We start from the raw sequence: 15187 nt of genomic DNA on the forward strand, positions 1-15187 counted from the left end.
CTGTTCCTGCAGCCAGGGGAGGGCCGGACGAACGAAGGGGGCACCCGCCTTCGCGGGTGCCCCCTTCTTCACGCTTCAGCCGGTCAGAGGCGCGACGGCGTGGCGCCGTTGGCCACCGCTTCATCGACGCTGCGCGTGACGAGACCCTGCGCCGTGGCGGCCGGGTTCACCTCGTTCCACTGCACGGTGCGGCCGGCGCGGGCCATGCGGTCCTTGTAGCTGGTGATGGCTTCGTCCACGCTGCGGGGCGCCACGTCGGCGGAGACCGGCGCCGGGGCCACGTCGCCCCACTGCACGGTGCGGCCGGCGCGCTGGGCGCGTTCCACATAGGCCTGCTGGCGGGCGGCTTCGTTGGCCGGCACGGTGTCGAAGGTCGGGGCGGCGGCCACTTCATCGTAGCGCGGGGTGCGGCCGATCAGGGCCATGCGCTCGGCGTGTTCCGCGCGGGCGGCGACGGTCGAGGCGTCCGGCTGGGCCGCCAGGGCGGGCACGGCGGTGAGGAAGGCGCTCAACGACGCGATGGCGACGGTGGCGGTGAAGAGGGCGGTGCGGTTCAGCTTGCTCATCGTGTGCTCCTGGGGGTTGTTCCTGCGCGTTGGCATGGAACGAACTTTAGGGTTTACCCCGATCCGGATAAAGACGGTTTCCCGGAACACGTTGTTGCACGGAAGAGAGCCAATGGCCGCATCGGCCGTCACCCTGCTGAAAATCGGGGCCCGAGGCCGGCCGTCGCCCTCCGGCCACCACGGCGCGGAGGGCGACGGAGCCGGCGATCCCGGTCATCGGTGGGGTCGTCCGCCACCGGAAGGCTGCAAAACGGGTCGTCGGTGGGGGAAGGCATCGGAACGGGGTGCCGCGCAGGTCGGTGAACGGCGGGTTTCGGCGGCGATTCGGGACCTTCTTCACGGTTCGAAGGGGGTGAATCAAGAAATGCGCCATCCCCTGTTTCTAACCCAACACTTTCAGAGCCCATTGCAAGTCGTTGATTTTGCGGATCAAGTGTTTCAAAGACGTTTGTAAGTTCTTGATTTCATTGATTTTTTCTTACAAATCGCGTTGACGTGGGGGAAACCGTCAGATAAAGTGCCTGAAAGTGCACTTTAGTGGGTCTCCGTGGCAAATTTTAGGTTTCAGGGACAGTCAGCGTTGACGCTGGACGCCAAGGGACGGATTACCGTTCCCGCGCGCCAGCGCGATGTGCTGCTCGCCGAAGCCGGCCCGCAACTCACCATCACGAAGGGCACCGGCGGCTGCCTGTTCGTCTTTCCCCGCCCCGTGTGGAACACCTTCCGCGACAAGCTGATGGACCTGCCCATGAAGGCCGACGGCTGGAAGCGCGTGTTCATGGGCAGCGCCATGGACGTCGACATCGACGCCTCCTCCCGCGTGCTGATCTCGCCCGAGCTCCGCGCCGCCGCCAACCTGACCAAGGACGTCGTGCTCATCGGCATGGGTTCGCGGCTGGAGTTGTGGAACGCTGCCGCCTACGCTGAACAGGAAGCGAAGGTCCTCGAATCCGAGATGCCCGACGCGCTGGAAGACTTCACGGGCTGAACGCTCCATGGCCCCCGCCGATCCGCTCATCCACCACACCGTCCTTCTCGAGGAAGCGGTGAACGCCCTCGTCACGCGTCCCGACGGCATCTATGTCGACGGCACGTTCGGGCGCGGCGGCCACTCGCGGCTGCTGCTGTCACGGCTCGGGCCGGGAGGTCGCCTGCTGGCGATCGACCGGGACCTCGATGCGGTGGCGGCGGCGGGTGCGGGTACCACGCGGGTCGATGACCCGCGTTTTTCCATTCATCACGCCCCGTTCGCCCGCATGGCCGACGTCGTCGCCAGCGCCGGTGTGGAACGTGTCGACGGCATCCTGCTCGACATCGGGGTCTCGTCCCCGCAGATCGACAACCCCGAACGCGGTTTCAGCTTCCGTTTCGACGGGCCGCTGGACATGCGCATGGACACGTCGCGGGGCGAAAGCGCCGCGGATTTCCTGGCCCGCGCCGATGAGCGCCAGATCGCGGAGGTGATAAAAAACTATGGGGAAGAACGGTTTGCTGTTTCGGTTGCAAAGGCGATTGTTGCTCGGCGCGAAGGCGGGAGTCCTGTTCGCACCACCACAGACCTTTCCAACCTCGTGGCTGGTGCGGTCAAGACCCGAGAAGCGGGCCAGAACCCTGCAACGCGCACATTTCAAGCTCTTCGGATTTTCGTCAACGCCGAGCTTGAGGAGCTCGAACAGGGACTGAACGCCGCGATGAACCTGCTGGCGCCCGGCGGGCGCCTGGTCGTCATCAGCTTCCACTCGCTCGAAGACCGCATCGTCAAGACCTTCATCGCGAACGAGAGCAAATCGGTCTACGACCGCCGCGCCCCGTTCGCCGAACCCAAGCCCAGCCGCCTGAAGGCGCTGGGCCGGGTGAAGCCGTCCGAGGCCGAGGTGGACGCCAACCCGCGTTCCCGCTCGGCCGTGATGCGCGTGGCCGAACGCACCGACGTCGGGGTGGCGCCATGACGCGGCTGAACCTCGTGCTGCTCGTCGCGCTCATTGGCAGCTGCCTGTACCTCGTGCGGGTGTCGTACGACGCGCGCCGCCTCTACACGGCGCTCGACATCGCCCAGAGCGACGCGCGCAAGCTCGACATCGAGCACGAGCGGCTCAAGTCCGAGAAGCAGTCGCAGGCCACGCCGCTGCGCGTGGAGCGGGTCGCGCGCGACAAGCTCGCGATGCGCACGGCCACGCCGGCCGTCACCGAATACGTCACGTACGCCGCGGTGCCGGCCTCGGGGGTGTCGCGATGAGCCGCGGCAACACCACGTCCCGCCAGGCGCAGCCGAGCGTGCGCAGCGTCATGTACACGACGAGCCCGCTGCTCGCCTCGAAGACGCCGCCGTGGCGCTCGCGTTTCCTGGTCGGCCTCGTGGGCCTCGGCTTCGTCGCGCTCGTGGGCCGCGCGGCCTACGTGCAGATCATCAACAACGACTTCTTCCTGAAGCAGGGCGAGATGCGGTATGCGGCCACGCTGCCGCTCGCCGCCAGCCGCGGGCGCATCATCGACCGCAACGGGCAGCTGCTGGCCGCCAGCGTGCCGTCGAAGTCGCTGGCCGTGCTGCCGAAGGCGTTCTCGGCCGACCGCGACCAGCGCCGCCAGCTCGCGAAGCTGCTGGGCATGACCGTGTCCGAGCTGGAAGGCCGCCTCGACGACAACCCGAACTACGTCTGGCTGCGCCGCAACCTCGACGAGCAGGTCGCGAAGGACGTGATGGCGCTCGGCATCAAGGGCCTGTCGATGCAGTCGGAGTTCCGCCGCGACTACCCGTACAGCGAGGCCGCCGCGCACATCGTCGGCTTCACCAACAGCGAGGAGCGCGGCCAGGAAGGCATCGAGCTCGCGTTCCAGGACGAGCTGCAGGGCCGCAAGGGCTCGCGCCGCGTCGTGCGCAACCGCCTGGGCGGGGTCGTGGAAGACATGGTCGAGCCGGTGGCCCCGGTGGACGGCCGCGACATCGAGTTGTCGATCGACGCCACGTTCCAGTCCTTCGCGTACCAGCGCATCCGCGACGCCGTGGTGATGCACAAGGCCAAGGCGGGCAGCGTGGTGATGCTCGACGCCCAGACCGGCCAGGTGCTGGCGCTGGCGAACTACCCGAGCTACCAGCCCGACGACCGCCGCAACCTCACCGGCGCGCAGCTGCGCAACCGGGCGGTGACCGACGTGTTCGAACCCGGCTCCACGATGAAGCCGTTCACGGTGGCGCTGGCCATGGACACCGGCCGCATCAACCGCAACACCGTGATCCAGACGGCCCCGGGCCGCATGACGATCCACGGCTCCACCATCTCCGACTCGCACGCGCACGGCAACCTGACGGTGGCCGAGGTGATCCAGAAGTCCAGCAACATCGGCACCGCGAAGATCGCGCTGACGATGCAGCCGCGCGAGATGTGGGAGATCTTCACGCAGGCCGGCTTCGGCCAGCGCCCTCAGGTGCAGTTCCCCGGCGTGGTGACGGGCCGCCTGCGTCCGTACAAGACGTGGCGCCCCATCGAGCAAGCCACCATGAGCTACGGCTACGGCCTGTCGGCGAGCCTGCTGCAGATCGCGCGGTCGTACACCGTGTTCGCCCACGACGGCGAGATCCTGCCCATCTCGCTGCTGAAGAACCCCGACATCGGCCCGGACGGCCGCGTGCCCGGCGTGCGCGTGATCTCGAAGGACACCGCCGCGCAGATGCGCGAGATGCTGCAGACCGCGGCCGCACCGGGTGGCACCGCGCCGAAGGCGCAGGTGCTCGGCTACTCGGTCGGCGGCAAGTCCGGCACGGCGCACAAGCAGGAAGGCAAGGGCTACGCCGAGAAGAAGTACCGCTCGTGGTTCGTGGGCCTGTCGCCCATCAAGAACCCGCGCATCATCGTCGCGGTGATGGTCGACGAACCCTCCGACGGCAAGTACTTCGGCGGCGACGTGGCCGCGCCGGTGTTCAGCGAGGTCGTCGGCAAGACGCTGCGTTCGATGGGCGTGCAGCCCGACCTGGACGTGCGGCCGCAGATCGTCGCGCAGACGCTGCCGGCCGTGGAGGAGAGCTTCTGATGACGAGCCTCACCCTGCTCCGCGACCTCGATGCCACCGTGGCCTGGCTGCGCGACCGCGGCGCGCTGGCACTGGCCACCGACAGCCGCCGCGTGCAGCGCGGCGACGCGTTCATCGCGTGGCCCGGCTACGGCGTCGATGCCCGCCAGTTCGTGCCGTCCGCACTGAAAAACGGTGCCGTGGCGTGCCTCGTCGAGGCGGACGGCGCCGATGCGTTCGCGCTCGATGGCGCCGTGTGCGCCGCGGTACCCGACCTGAAGTCCGTCACCGGCGAACTGGCCCACCGCTTCCATGGCCGGCCCAGCGAACACCTGGAAGTGTTCGCGGTGACCGGCACCAACGGCAAGACCTCCTGCGCGTGGTGGGTGGCCCAGGCGATGAGCCTGCTCGGCCGCCGCTGCGGGGTCATCGGCACGCTGGGCGTCGGCGAACCGCCGTCGGCCGCGGCGCCCCAGGCCGTGGTGGTCTCCACCGGCCTCACCACGCCGGACCCGGTGACGCTGCAGGCGTCGTTCCGCCGCTTCGTCGACGCCGGCTTCGAGGCCTGCGCGATGGAGGCGTCGTCCATCGGCATCGTCGAGCAGCGCCTCGCCGGCGCCCGCATCGACGTCGCGATGTTCACGAACTTCACGCGCGACCACCTCGACTTCCACGGCGGCATGGCTGCGTACTGGGAAGCGAAGGCGCGCCTGTTCGCCTGGCCGGGGCTGCGCGCGGCGGTCATCAACGTCGACGACGAGCAGGGCGCCACGCTCGCGCGCCAGCTCGACGACCGCGGCCTCGACCTGTGGACCTTCAGCGCGCAGGCGCACCACGCGGCGCGGCTGCAGGCGCGCCACATCCACTACCAGGCCGGCGGCCTGTCGTTCACGCTGAACGAAGGTCCCCACACGGTGGCCGTGCACACGGGCCTGATCGGCGACTACAACGCGGCGAACGTGCTGGCCGTGATCGGTGCGTTGCGCGCGGCTGGCGTGCCGCTCGCCGACGCGGCCGCGGTGTGCGCATCGCTGACGCCGGTGCCGGGCCGCATGCAGCGGGTGCCGGGCGACGACGGCCCCGAGGTGGTGGTCGACTACGCCCACACGCCCGACGCGCTCGAGAAGGCCATCGGCGCGCTGCGCCCGCTGGCCGAGGCCCGCGGCGGCCAGCTGTGGACCGTGTTCGGCTGCGGCGGCGACCGCGACGCCACCAAGCGTCCGCTGATGGGCGCCATCGCCGCTGAACGATCCGACCACGTCGTGGTCACGAGCGACAACCCGCGCAGCGAGAACCCGGCCGAGATCCTGCGGCAGATCGCTGCCGGCATGGGCGCGCAGGCCCCGGTCATGCTGATCGAGGACCGCCGCGCCGCCATCGCCCACGCCGTGAACGGCGCGAAGGCCCACGACGTCGTGCTGGTGGCCGGGAAGGGCCACGAGGCCGAGCAGGAGATCGCCGGCGTGAAGCACCCGTTCTCCGACGTGGCCGAGGCGCAGGCCGCACTGGCCCGGAGGGCCGCACGATGATGATGACACTCGCCCAGGCGCACGCGCTGCTGCCCGGTTCCACCCTCGTCGGTGACGGCGCGGTGGCGCTCGCCCGCGTGCACTCCGACACCCGCACGCTGCAGGCGGGCGACTTCTTCGTCGCACTGCGCGGCGAACGGTTCGACGCGAACGACTTCCTCGCGCAGGCCAAGGCCGCCGGCGCCGTCGCGGCGCTGGCCGAACGCGGGCTCGCCGAGGCGGGCCTGCCGGGCCTGCTCGTGCCCGACAGCAAGCGCGCCCTCGGCGAACTCGCGAAGGCGTGGCGTGCGCAGAAGCACCTGCCGCTCGTGGCCGTCACCGGCAGCAACGGCAAGACCACCGTCACGCAGATGCTCGCGAGCGTGCTGAAGGCGTGGGTGGGCGAGGGGGCCTTCTCCACCGTCGGCAACTTCAACAACGACATCGGCGTGCCGCTCACGCTGCTGCGCCTGCGCCAGGACACGCTCACGTGGCACCGCGCCGGCGTGGTCGAGCTCGGCATGAACCACCCGGGCGAGATCGCCGGCCTGGCCGAGATGGCCGCGCCCACCGTCGCGCTCGTCAACAACGCGCAGCGCGAGCACCAGGAGTTCATGGCGACGGTCGAGGCCGTGGCCCGCGAGAACGGCACCGTGATCGAGGCCCTGGGCCCGGCGGGGGTCGCGGTCTACCCGGCCGACGACACCTACGCGCCCATCTGGCACGACCTCGCCGGCACCCGCCCGAGCGTCACCTTCGCGCTGCAGGGGCCGGCCGACGTCACGGCGGATGCCGAATGGGTCGACGACCACTGGTCGCTGATGCTGCACACGCCGGCCGGCTTCCACGCCGTGCAGCTGCGCATCGCCGGCCTGCACAACGTCAAGAACGCGCTGGCCGTCACGGCCTGCGCGCTCGCCGCGGGCGCGCCGCTCGACGCCGTCGTGCGCGGCCTCGAGGCCTTCGAGCCGGTCAAGGGCCGCTCGCAGCTCAAGACCGCGGTGCTGCACGGCCAGCCGGTCACGGTGGTCGACGACACGTACAACGCGAACCCCGACTCGGCCCGCGCGGCCGTCGACGTGCTCGCGCAGATGACGGGCCCGCGCTGGCTCGTGCTGGGCGACATGGGTGAAGTGGGCGACCAGGGCCCCGCCTTCCACGAGGAGGTGGGCGCCTATGCGAAGGCGCAGGGGGTCGATCACTTCTGGACGGTGGGCGAGCTGTGCCGCCATGCCGCCGGCGCGTACGCCGGCAGCCGACATTTCGACAGCGTGGCCGACCTGGTCGCCGCATTGCCGCAGGCGCCCGCCGCCCGCGCCGTGCTGGTCAAGGGGTCGCGCTTCATGAAGATGGAACAGGTCGTGGCGGCACTGCTGTCGCCCACGGCCGGTTCTTCCCAGATCCAAGGAAAACCGAATGCTGCTTAGCCTGGCTCAATGGCTGCAGAACACCTACCCCGAACAACTCGGGTTCCTGCGCGTGTTCCAGTACCTCACGTTCCGTGCGGTGCTCGCGGCGATGACGTCGCTGCTGATCGGTCTCGCCATGGGCCCGTGGGTGATCCGCCGCCTGACGGCGCTGAAGATCGGCCAGCCGATCCGTGAATACGGCGTGCAGGAGCACCTCGTGAAGAGTGGCACGCCCACGATGGGGGGCGTGCTGATCCTGCTCGGCATCGCCGTCAGCACGCTGCTGTGGTTCGACTGGAGCAACCGCTTCGTCTGGATCGTGATGCTCGTGACGCTGGGCTTCGGTGCCATCGGCTGGGTCGACGACTGGCGCAAGGTCGTGCACAAGAACCCGGAGGGCATGGCCTCGCGCGAGAAGTACTTCTGGCAGTCGCTGATCGGGCTCGTGGCGGCTCTGTACCTCGCCTTCAGCGTGTCGGAGACGTCGAACCTGCGCGTGCTGGAGCTGTTCCTGCGCTGGGTGCAGAGCGGCTTCTCGAACGACCTGCCGCCGAAGGCCGACCTGATGATCCCGTTCGTCAAGAGCATCAGCTACCCGCTGGGCGTGTTCGGCTTCATCATCCTGACCTACATCGTGATCGTGGGCAGCAGCAACGCGGTCAACCTGACCGACGGCCTCGACGGCCTCGCCATCATGCCGGTCGTGATGGTGGGCTCGGCCCTCGGCGTGTTCGCGTACGTGGTGGGCAGTTCGGTGTACTCGAAGTACCTGCTGTTCCCGTACATCCCGGGCGCCGGCGAACTGCTGATCTTCTGCGCGGCCATGGCCGGTGCGGGCCTGGCGTTCCTGTGGTTCAACACCCACCCCGCGCAGGTGTTCATGGGCGACGTGGGCGCGCTGTCGCTCGGCGGCGCACTGGGCACCATCGCCGTGATCACCCGCCAGGAGATCGTGCTGTCCGTGATGGGCGGCATCTTCGTGGTCGAAGCCCTGTCGGTGATGCTGCAGGTGTCGTGGTTCAAGTTCACGAAGAAGCGCTACGGCACGGGGCGCCGCATCTTCAAGATGGCGCCGCTGCACCACCACTTCGAGAAATCGGGCTGGCGCGAGACCCAGGTGGTCGTGCGCTTCTGGATCATCACCATGCTGCTGTGCCTGGTGGGACTCGCGAGCCTCAAGCTGCGGTAGGACCATGAAGTACCTGAAGGACGTTTCGGTGCTGGTGCTCGGGCTCGGAGATTCCGGGCTCGCGATGGCGCGCTGGTGCGCGCGCTTCGGCGCGGCCGTGACCGTCTGGGATTCGCGCGAGAACCCGCCGCACGCGGCGGCGCTGGCCGAGCAGGTGCCCGAGGCGCGCCGCATCGCCGGCGAGTTCGACGACCGCTCGCTCAACGGCGTGCAGATGGTCTTCAAGAGCCCGGGGCTTGCGCCGAACGACCCGCGCGTCGCGCCGATGCTCGCGCAGGCCCGTGCCACCGGCATCCCGGTCGGCGGCGAACTCGACCTGTTCGCCTCGGCGCTGGCCGACCTGAAGGCCGACCGGCAGTACGCGCCGAAGGTGCTGGCGATCACCGGCACGAACGGCAAGACCACCACCACGTCGATGACGGCGCAGCTCGTCGAGCGCACCGGCCAACGCGTGGCCGTGGCCGGCAACATCGGGCCCACGATGCTCGACACGCTGTCGTCGTTCCTGGACCTGGAGCCGGAACCCGAGGTCGTGGCCGATGAACCCGCGGAAGCGGAAGCCGCGGTCGAGGTGACCGAGGCGGTGGCGGAGGTTCCCGTCGAAGCACCGGCGGAGGTCCCGGCCGACGACGCGCCGGCCGATGCGCCTGTCGACGAAACCGCCGAGGACGCTCCGGACGAGGAGCCCGCCGCGGCCGCCCTGCCGCCGGAAGAGTCCGACGCCGAAGTCACCGGTGGCGGCCCGCCGCCGCACCTGATCCCGCCGCCCCCGCCGGGCCCGGTGTTCGAACACCTGCCCGACGTGTGGGTGCTCGAACTCTCCAGCTTCCAGCTCGACGGCGTGAAGAATTTCGAGCCGTCGGCCGCCGCCGTGCTCAACGTCACGCAGGACCACCTCGATTGGCACGGCTCGATGGACGCCTATGCCGAGGCCAAGGCGCGTTCGTTCGGGCGGGCCGCCGTGATGGTGATCAACCGCGACGATCCGCTGGTGGTCGCGATGATCCCGAAGCCGGTGCCGGGCAAGGGCCGCTTCGCCAAGCCGATCGAACGCGAGGTGGTGCGCTTCGGGCTCGACGCCCCGCAACGCCCGGGCGACTACGGCCTGCTCACGCAGAACGGCATCACGTGGCTCGTGCGCGCCCTCGTCAGCGACGAGCCGCAGGTGCGCCGCAAGCGCGGTGCCGTGGTCGAGGAAGAAGAGCTGGTGATTCAGCGCCTGATGCCGGCCGACGCGCTGCGCGTGCGCGGCCGCCACAACGCGGCCAATGCACTCGCGGCGCTGGCGCTCGCCACCGCGGTGGGCTGCCCCATCGCGCCGATGCTGCATGGCCTGCGCGAGTACACCGGCGAGCCGCACCGCGTGGAGTTCGTCGCGAGCATCGACGGCGTCGAGGCTTACGACGACAGCAAGGGCACGAACGTGGGCGCCACCGTGGCCGCGCTGACCGGCCTCGGGGCCGACAAGGCGCCGTCGCGCCTGGTCGTGATCCTCGGCGGCGACGGCAAGGGCCAGGACTTCACGCCGCTGCGCGACCCGGTGCGCCACCACGCGCGCGCCGTGGCCACCATCGGCCGCGACGCGGCTGACATCGAGGCCGCGCTGCAGGGCACCGACGTCACCGTGCAGCGCCACGAGACGCTGGAGGCCGCCACGCGCTGGGCCTTCGACCGCGCCGTCGAGGGCGACGCCGTGCTGCTGAGCCCGGCCTGCGCGAGCCTCGACATGTTCCGCAACTACGCGCACCGCGCCGAGGTCTTCGTGGCCGAGGTGCAGGCGATCGCGGCCGACCGCGGAGGGTCCCTCGCATGACGACGCTGACCCAGCGGCTCGGACTCGACAAGCTGAAGGAGCGCGTGCAGGCGCTCTTCCAGCGCGACACCAGCGTGCCCATCCGGGACTGGAGCGGCCCGACGGGCCAGCCCGTGCGCCTGCAGAACTTCGACCAGCCGCTCGTGTGGATGGTGGTGGCGCTGCTCGCGCTGGGCGCGGTGATGGTGTATTCGGCGTCCGTCGCGATGCCCGACAACCCGAAGTTCACGCTCTACAAGTCCACGCACTTCCTGACCCGCCACTTCCTGGCGATCGGCATCGCGTTCATCGCCGCGCTGGTGGTGGTGCAGCTGCCGCTCACGCTGTGGGAGAAGTACGCGCCGTGGATCTTCGTGGCCACGCTGCTCGGGCTGATCGCCGTGCTGATCCCGCACGTGGGCCGCGAGGTCAACGGCGCACGCCGCTGGATCCCGCTCGGCATCATGAACTTCCAGCCGTCCGAACTCGCGAAGCTCGCGATGGCCCTCTACGCCGCCGACTACATGGTGCGCAAGATGGAGGTGAAGGAGAACTTCTTCCGCGCGGTGTTCCCGATGGCCATCGCCGTGGGCGTGGTGGGCCTGCTGCTGCTGGCCGAACCCGACATGGGCGCGTTCCTCGTGATCGCGGCCATCGCGATGGGCATCCTGTTCCTCGGCGGCGTGAACGGCCGCATGTTCTTCATCATCACGCTCGTGCTGGTGGGCGCCTTCGTGCTGATGATCTCGACCAGCCCGTGGCGCCGCGAGCGCATCTTCGCGTACCTCGACCCGTGGGACGTGAAGTACACGCTCGGCAAGGCCTACCAGCTGTCGCACTCGCTGATCGCGTTCGGCCGTGGCGAGATCTTCGGCCAGGGCCTGGGCTCGAGCGTCGAGAAGCTGCACTACCTGCCCGAGGCCCACACCGACTTCCTGCTCGCCGTGATCGGCGAGGAACTGGGTTTCGTGGGCGTGGCCTGCGTGATCGTCGCGTTCTTCTGGCTCTCGCGCCGCCTCTTCCACATCGGCCGCCAGGCCATCGCGCTCGACCGCGTGTTCGCGGGCCTGTTCGCGCAGGGCATCGGCATCTGGATGGGTGGCCAGGCCTTCATCAACATGGGCGTGAACCTCGGGCTGCTGCCCACGAAGGGGCTGACGCTGCCGCTGATGAGCTTCGGCGGGTCGGCGATCCTGCTCAACCTCGTCGCGCTCGCCATCGTGGTGCGGGTGGACATCGAGAACCGGCAGATGATGAGAGGGGGCAGGGCATGAGTTCACGCCACCTCGTCATCATGGCCGCCGGCACGGGCGGTCACGTCATTCCCGGCCTCGCCGTCGCGCGCGAGATGCAGCAGCGCGGCTGGACCGTGAGCTGGCTCGGCACCACGCAAGGCATGGAGAACAAGCTCGTGCCGCCGTCGGGCATCCCGATGGACACGATCACGTTCAGCGGCCTGCGCGGCAAGGGCCTCCTGCACACGATGACCGGCGGGCTGCGGATGCTCGCGGCGTTCTGGAGCTGCCTGAAGATCCTGCGCCGCCGCGGCACGTCCGCCGTGCTGGGCATGGGTGGGTACGTCTGCTTCCCCGGCGGGCTGATGGCCTCCCTGATCGGCAAGCCGCTGATGCTCGTCAACGCCGATGCCGCATTGCTGATGAGCAACAAGGCGCTGCTGCCGGTGGCCGACCGCGTGGGCTTCGGCTTCGAGGGCAAGGCCGCCCAGCGCACGAAGGGCGCGCTCGTCACGGGCAACCCGGTGCGGGCCGAGATCGAGGCCATCGCCGAGCCGGCGCAGCGTTTCGCCGGCCGCACCGGCCCGCTGAAACTGCTGGTGGTGGGCGGCAGCCTGGGCGCGCGCGTGTTGAACGACACGGTGCCGCAGGCCCTCGCGCTGCTGGCGCCCGACCAGCGTCCGCGCATCGTCCACCAGACGGGGCAGGCCAACCTCGCCGCGGCCCAGGCCGCGTACGCGTCGATGGGGCTCGACGCCGAGGTGGTGCCCTTCATCGACAACATGGCCGAACGCCTCGCGGCGTGCGACCTCATTCTTTGCCGCGCCGGCGCGGTCACCGTCAGCGAGCTGTGTGCCGCGGGCGTTCCTGGAGTTCTCGTGCCTTTGATCGTCAGCACCACCAGCCACCAGCGCGACAACGCCGAGTGGCTCGCCTCGCATGGCGCCGGTGTCCACCTCCCCCAGGCCGACTTCAGCCCGCGCGCGCTGGCCGACCTGCTGGCCCAGCTCAATCGCGAGGCGCTGCTCGCGATGGCCGGCAAGGCCCGCGCGCTGGCCCGGCCGCACGCCGCCGCGCGCGTGGCCGACGAACTTGAGAAGCTGGTGTCATGAAACACGCCGTCAAACACATCCACTTCGTGGGCATCGGGGGCGCCGGCATGAGCGGCATCGCCGAGATCCTGCACAACCTCGGCTACGCGGTGTCCGGCTCCGACCAGGGTGACAACTCGGTCACGCAGCGCCTCGCGTCGCTCGGCATCAAGGTCTTCGTGGGCCACGACGCGGCGCACATCCAGGGCGCCGAGGCGGTCGTCACGTCCACGGCGGTGAAGGGCGACAACCCCGAGGTGATCGCCGCGCGCGCGAAGCGCGTGCCGGTGGTGCCGCGCGCGGTCATGCTCGCCGAACTGATGCGCCTGAAGCAGGGCATCGCGATCGCCGGCACCCACGGCAAGACCACCACCACGTCGCTCGTGACCAGCGTGCTGGCCGAGGCCGGGCTCGACCCCACGTTCGTGATCGGCGGGCGCCTGAACGCCGCCGGTGCGAACTCGCGCCTCGGCTCGGGCGACTACATCGTCGTGGAAGCCGACGAGTCCGACGCGTCGTTCCTGAACCTGCTGCCGGTGCTGTCGGTCGTGACGAACATCGACGCCGACCACATGGACACGTACGGCCACGACCTGAGCAAGCTCAAGGGCGCGTTCGTCGAGTTCCTGCACCGCATGCCGTTCTACGGTGCGGCGGTGCTGTGCGGCGACGACGCCGGCGTGCGGTCCATCATTCCGATGGTCTCGCGTCCGGTCGTCACCTACGGCTTTGGCGAGGACGTGCAGGTGCGCGCCGTGAACGTGCAGGCGCTCGAGGGCGGCCAGATGCGCTTCACGGTGCAGCGGCGCAACGGCGTGGTGATGCCCGACCTCGAGGTCACGCTGAACTTGCCGGGCGAACACAACGTGCTGAACGCACTGGCCGTGGTGGCGGTGGCCACCGAGCTGGAGCTGCCGGACGGCCCGATCGTCAAGGCCCTCGGCGAGTTCCGCGGCGTGGGCCGCCGCTTCCAGCGCTACGGCGAACAGCCGGCGCGGTCGGGCGGCACGTTCACGCTGATCGACGACTACGGCCACCACCCGGTGGAGATGGCCGCGGTGATCTCGGCGGCGCGCGGCGCGTTCCCGGGCCGCCGCCTCGTGATCGCGTTCCAGCCGCACCGCTACACCCGCACGCGCGACTGCTTCGAGGACTTCGTCAAGGTGATGGGCTCGGCCGACGCCGTGCTGCTGGGCGAGGTGTACGCCGCCGGCGAGGCGCCGGTGGTCGCGGCCGATGGCCGTTCGCTCGCCCGCGCGCTGCGCGTGGCGGGCAAGGTGGACCCGATCTTCGTCGACGACATCGCGCAGATGCCGGCGGCCATCGTGGAACACGCCCGCGACGGCGACGTCGTGATCTCGATGGGGGCCGGCACGATCGGCGCCGTCCCGGGGCAGGTCCTCGAATTGCTGAAGGAGGGGGCATGAGCACCTCGATCGATGTGAAGGCGCTGGGCAAGGTCGCCGTGCTGATGGGCGGTGAATCCGCCGAACGTAACATCTCGCTGATGTCGGGCAACGGCGTGCTGGCCGCGCTGCAGTCGCAGGGCGTGGATGCGCACGCGTTCGATCCCGCGCAGCACGAACTCGGCGAACTGAAGAAGCAGGGCTTCTCGCGTTGCTTCATCGCGCTGCACGGCCGCCACGGCGAGGACGGCACGGTGCAGGGCGCGCTCGAACTGCTCGGCATCCCGTACACCGGCTCCGGCGTGATGGCCTCGAGCATCGCGATGGACAAGGTGATGACCAAGCGGGTGTGGATCGCCGAAGGGCTGCCCACGCCGAAGTATGTTCGCCTCGCGCCCGAGGAACAGGACGCGGCGCGTGTGTCCGCGGTGCCGGGCAGCCTGGGCCTGCCGCTGATCGTCAAGCCGCCGCGCGAGGGTTCGTCCATCGGCGTGACCAAGGTGACGACTGCCACCGAGATGGCCGCGGCGGTGACGCTGTCCGCGAAGTACGACCCCGACGTGCTGTGCGAGGAGTTCATCGACGGCGAGGAAGTCACGTGCCCGGTGTTCGGCGCGGGCCCCACGGCGCGCGCGCTGCCGGTGATCCGCATCGCCGCGCCCGACGGTGCGTACGACTACCAGAACAAGTACTTCACCGACGTCGTGCAGTACCACTGCCCGAGCGGCCTGCCCGCGGCGGAGGAGGCGGAGATCCAGCGCGTCGTGGTGGCGGCGTACCGCACGCTCGGCTGCCGCGGCTGGGGCCGGGCCGACCTGATGATCCGCAAGTCCGACCGCAAGCCGTTCCTGCTCGAGATCAACACGTCGCCGGGGATGACCTCCCATTCGCTCGTGCCGATGTCCGCGAAGGCGGCCGGCATCAGCTACGAACAACTTTGCCTGCAGCTGATCGCGGGCGCCACGCTGGACAGCCGCGCCTGACCG

13 protein-coding genes are annotated in these 15187 nt (G+C 69.8%); 12 read left to right on the plus strand and 1 reads right to left on the minus strand.

Going from position 1 to position 15187, the window contains the following annotated elements:
• Positions 1-83 precede the first annotated feature (83 nt).
• Positions 84-566, minus strand: coding sequence for a hypothetical protein (locus A4W93_RS06220; RefSeq protein WP_085749790.1), 483 nt, complete (start codon positions 564-566; stop codon positions 84-86).
• A gap of 547 nt (positions 567-1113) precedes the next feature.
• Here A4W93_RS06220 and mraZ point away from each other — a divergent pair.
• Genes mraZ through A4W93_RS06280 form a run of 12 tightly spaced genes read left to right on the plus strand, consistent with a single transcriptional unit; the run spans position 1114 to position 15184 of the window.
• Positions 1114-1554, plus strand: a complete 441-nt coding sequence (mraZ, locus tag A4W93_RS06225) for a division/cell wall cluster transcriptional repressor MraZ (protein WP_085749791.1) — start codon at positions 1114-1116, stop codon at positions 1552-1554.
• A 7-nt stretch (positions 1555-1561) separates the two neighbouring features.
• A complete protein-coding gene (gene rsmH / locus A4W93_RS06230; protein WP_085749792.1) occupies positions 1562-2515 on the plus strand; it encodes a 16S rRNA (cytosine(1402)-N(4))-methyltransferase RsmH in 954 nt (317 codons plus the stop codon).
• Positions 2512-2802 carry a cell division protein FtsL gene (ftsL, locus tag A4W93_RS06235; RefSeq protein ID WP_085749793.1) on the plus strand — a complete coding sequence of 97 codons (291 nt, stop codon included), beginning with the start codon at positions 2512-2514 and terminating at the stop codon, positions 2800-2802. The genes rsmH and ftsL overlap by 4 nt, the downstream gene beginning before the upstream one ends.
• Complete coding sequence (locus A4W93_RS06240) at positions 2799-4592, plus strand: peptidoglycan D,D-transpeptidase FtsI family protein (RefSeq protein WP_085749794.1); 1794 nt, start codon at positions 2799-2801, stop codon at positions 4590-4592. Before ftsL ends, A4W93_RS06240 begins: the two co-directional genes overlap by 4 nt.
• Positions 4592-6100 carry a UDP-N-acetylmuramoyl-L-alanyl-D-glutamate--2,6-diaminopimelate ligase gene (locus tag A4W93_RS30190; protein ID WP_085749795.1) on the plus strand — a complete coding sequence of 503 codons (1509 nt, stop codon included), beginning with the start codon at positions 4592-4594 and terminating at the stop codon, positions 6098-6100. Before A4W93_RS06240 ends, A4W93_RS30190 begins: the two co-directional genes overlap by 1 nt.
• Positions 6100-7506 (plus strand): UDP-N-acetylmuramoyl-tripeptide--D-alanyl-D-alanine ligase, encoded by a 1407-nt coding sequence (locus A4W93_RS30195; RefSeq protein ID WP_085754056.1) that lies wholly within the window; start codon positions 6100-6102, stop codon positions 7504-7506. Before A4W93_RS30190 ends, A4W93_RS30195 begins: the two co-directional genes overlap by 1 nt.
• The gene (gene mraY, locus A4W93_RS06255; protein ID WP_085749796.1) at positions 7496-8677 is read left to right on the plus strand and encodes a phospho-N-acetylmuramoyl-pentapeptide-transferase; all 1182 of its coding nucleotides are present in this window, start codon (positions 7496-7498) and stop codon (positions 8675-8677) included. The genes A4W93_RS30195 and mraY overlap by 11 nt, the downstream gene beginning before the upstream one ends.
• A gap of 4 nt (positions 8678-8681) precedes the next feature.
• Complete coding sequence (gene murD, locus A4W93_RS06260) at positions 8682-10490, plus strand: UDP-N-acetylmuramoyl-L-alanine--D-glutamate ligase (protein WP_085749797.1); 1809 nt, start codon at positions 8682-8684, stop codon at positions 10488-10490.
• A complete protein-coding gene (ftsW, locus tag A4W93_RS06265) occupies positions 10487-11743 on the plus strand; it encodes a putative lipid II flippase FtsW (protein ID WP_085749798.1) in 1257 nt (418 codons plus the stop codon). The genes murD and ftsW overlap by 4 nt, the downstream gene beginning before the upstream one ends.
• Positions 11740-12816 (plus strand): undecaprenyldiphospho-muramoylpentapeptide beta-N-acetylglucosaminyltransferase, encoded by a 1077-nt coding sequence (murG, locus tag A4W93_RS06270; RefSeq protein WP_085749799.1) that lies wholly within the window; start codon positions 11740-11742, stop codon positions 12814-12816. Before ftsW ends, murG begins: the two co-directional genes overlap by 4 nt.
• Entirely contained in the window at positions 12813-14222 is a 1410-nt protein-coding gene (murC, locus tag A4W93_RS06275; protein ID WP_085749800.1) for a UDP-N-acetylmuramate--L-alanine ligase, read from the plus strand. Before murG ends, murC begins: the two co-directional genes overlap by 4 nt.
• Positions 14219-15184, plus strand: a complete 966-nt coding sequence (locus tag A4W93_RS06280) for a D-alanine--D-alanine ligase (protein ID WP_085749801.1) — start codon at positions 14219-14221, stop codon at positions 15182-15184. Before murC ends, A4W93_RS06280 begins: the two co-directional genes overlap by 4 nt.
• Positions 15185-15187 lie beyond the last annotated feature (3 nt).

The organism is Piscinibacter gummiphilus (genome assembly GCF_002116905.1).
Lineage (GTDB): Bacteria > Pseudomonadota > Gammaproteobacteria > Burkholderiales > Burkholderiaceae_C > Rhizobacter > Rhizobacter gummiphilus.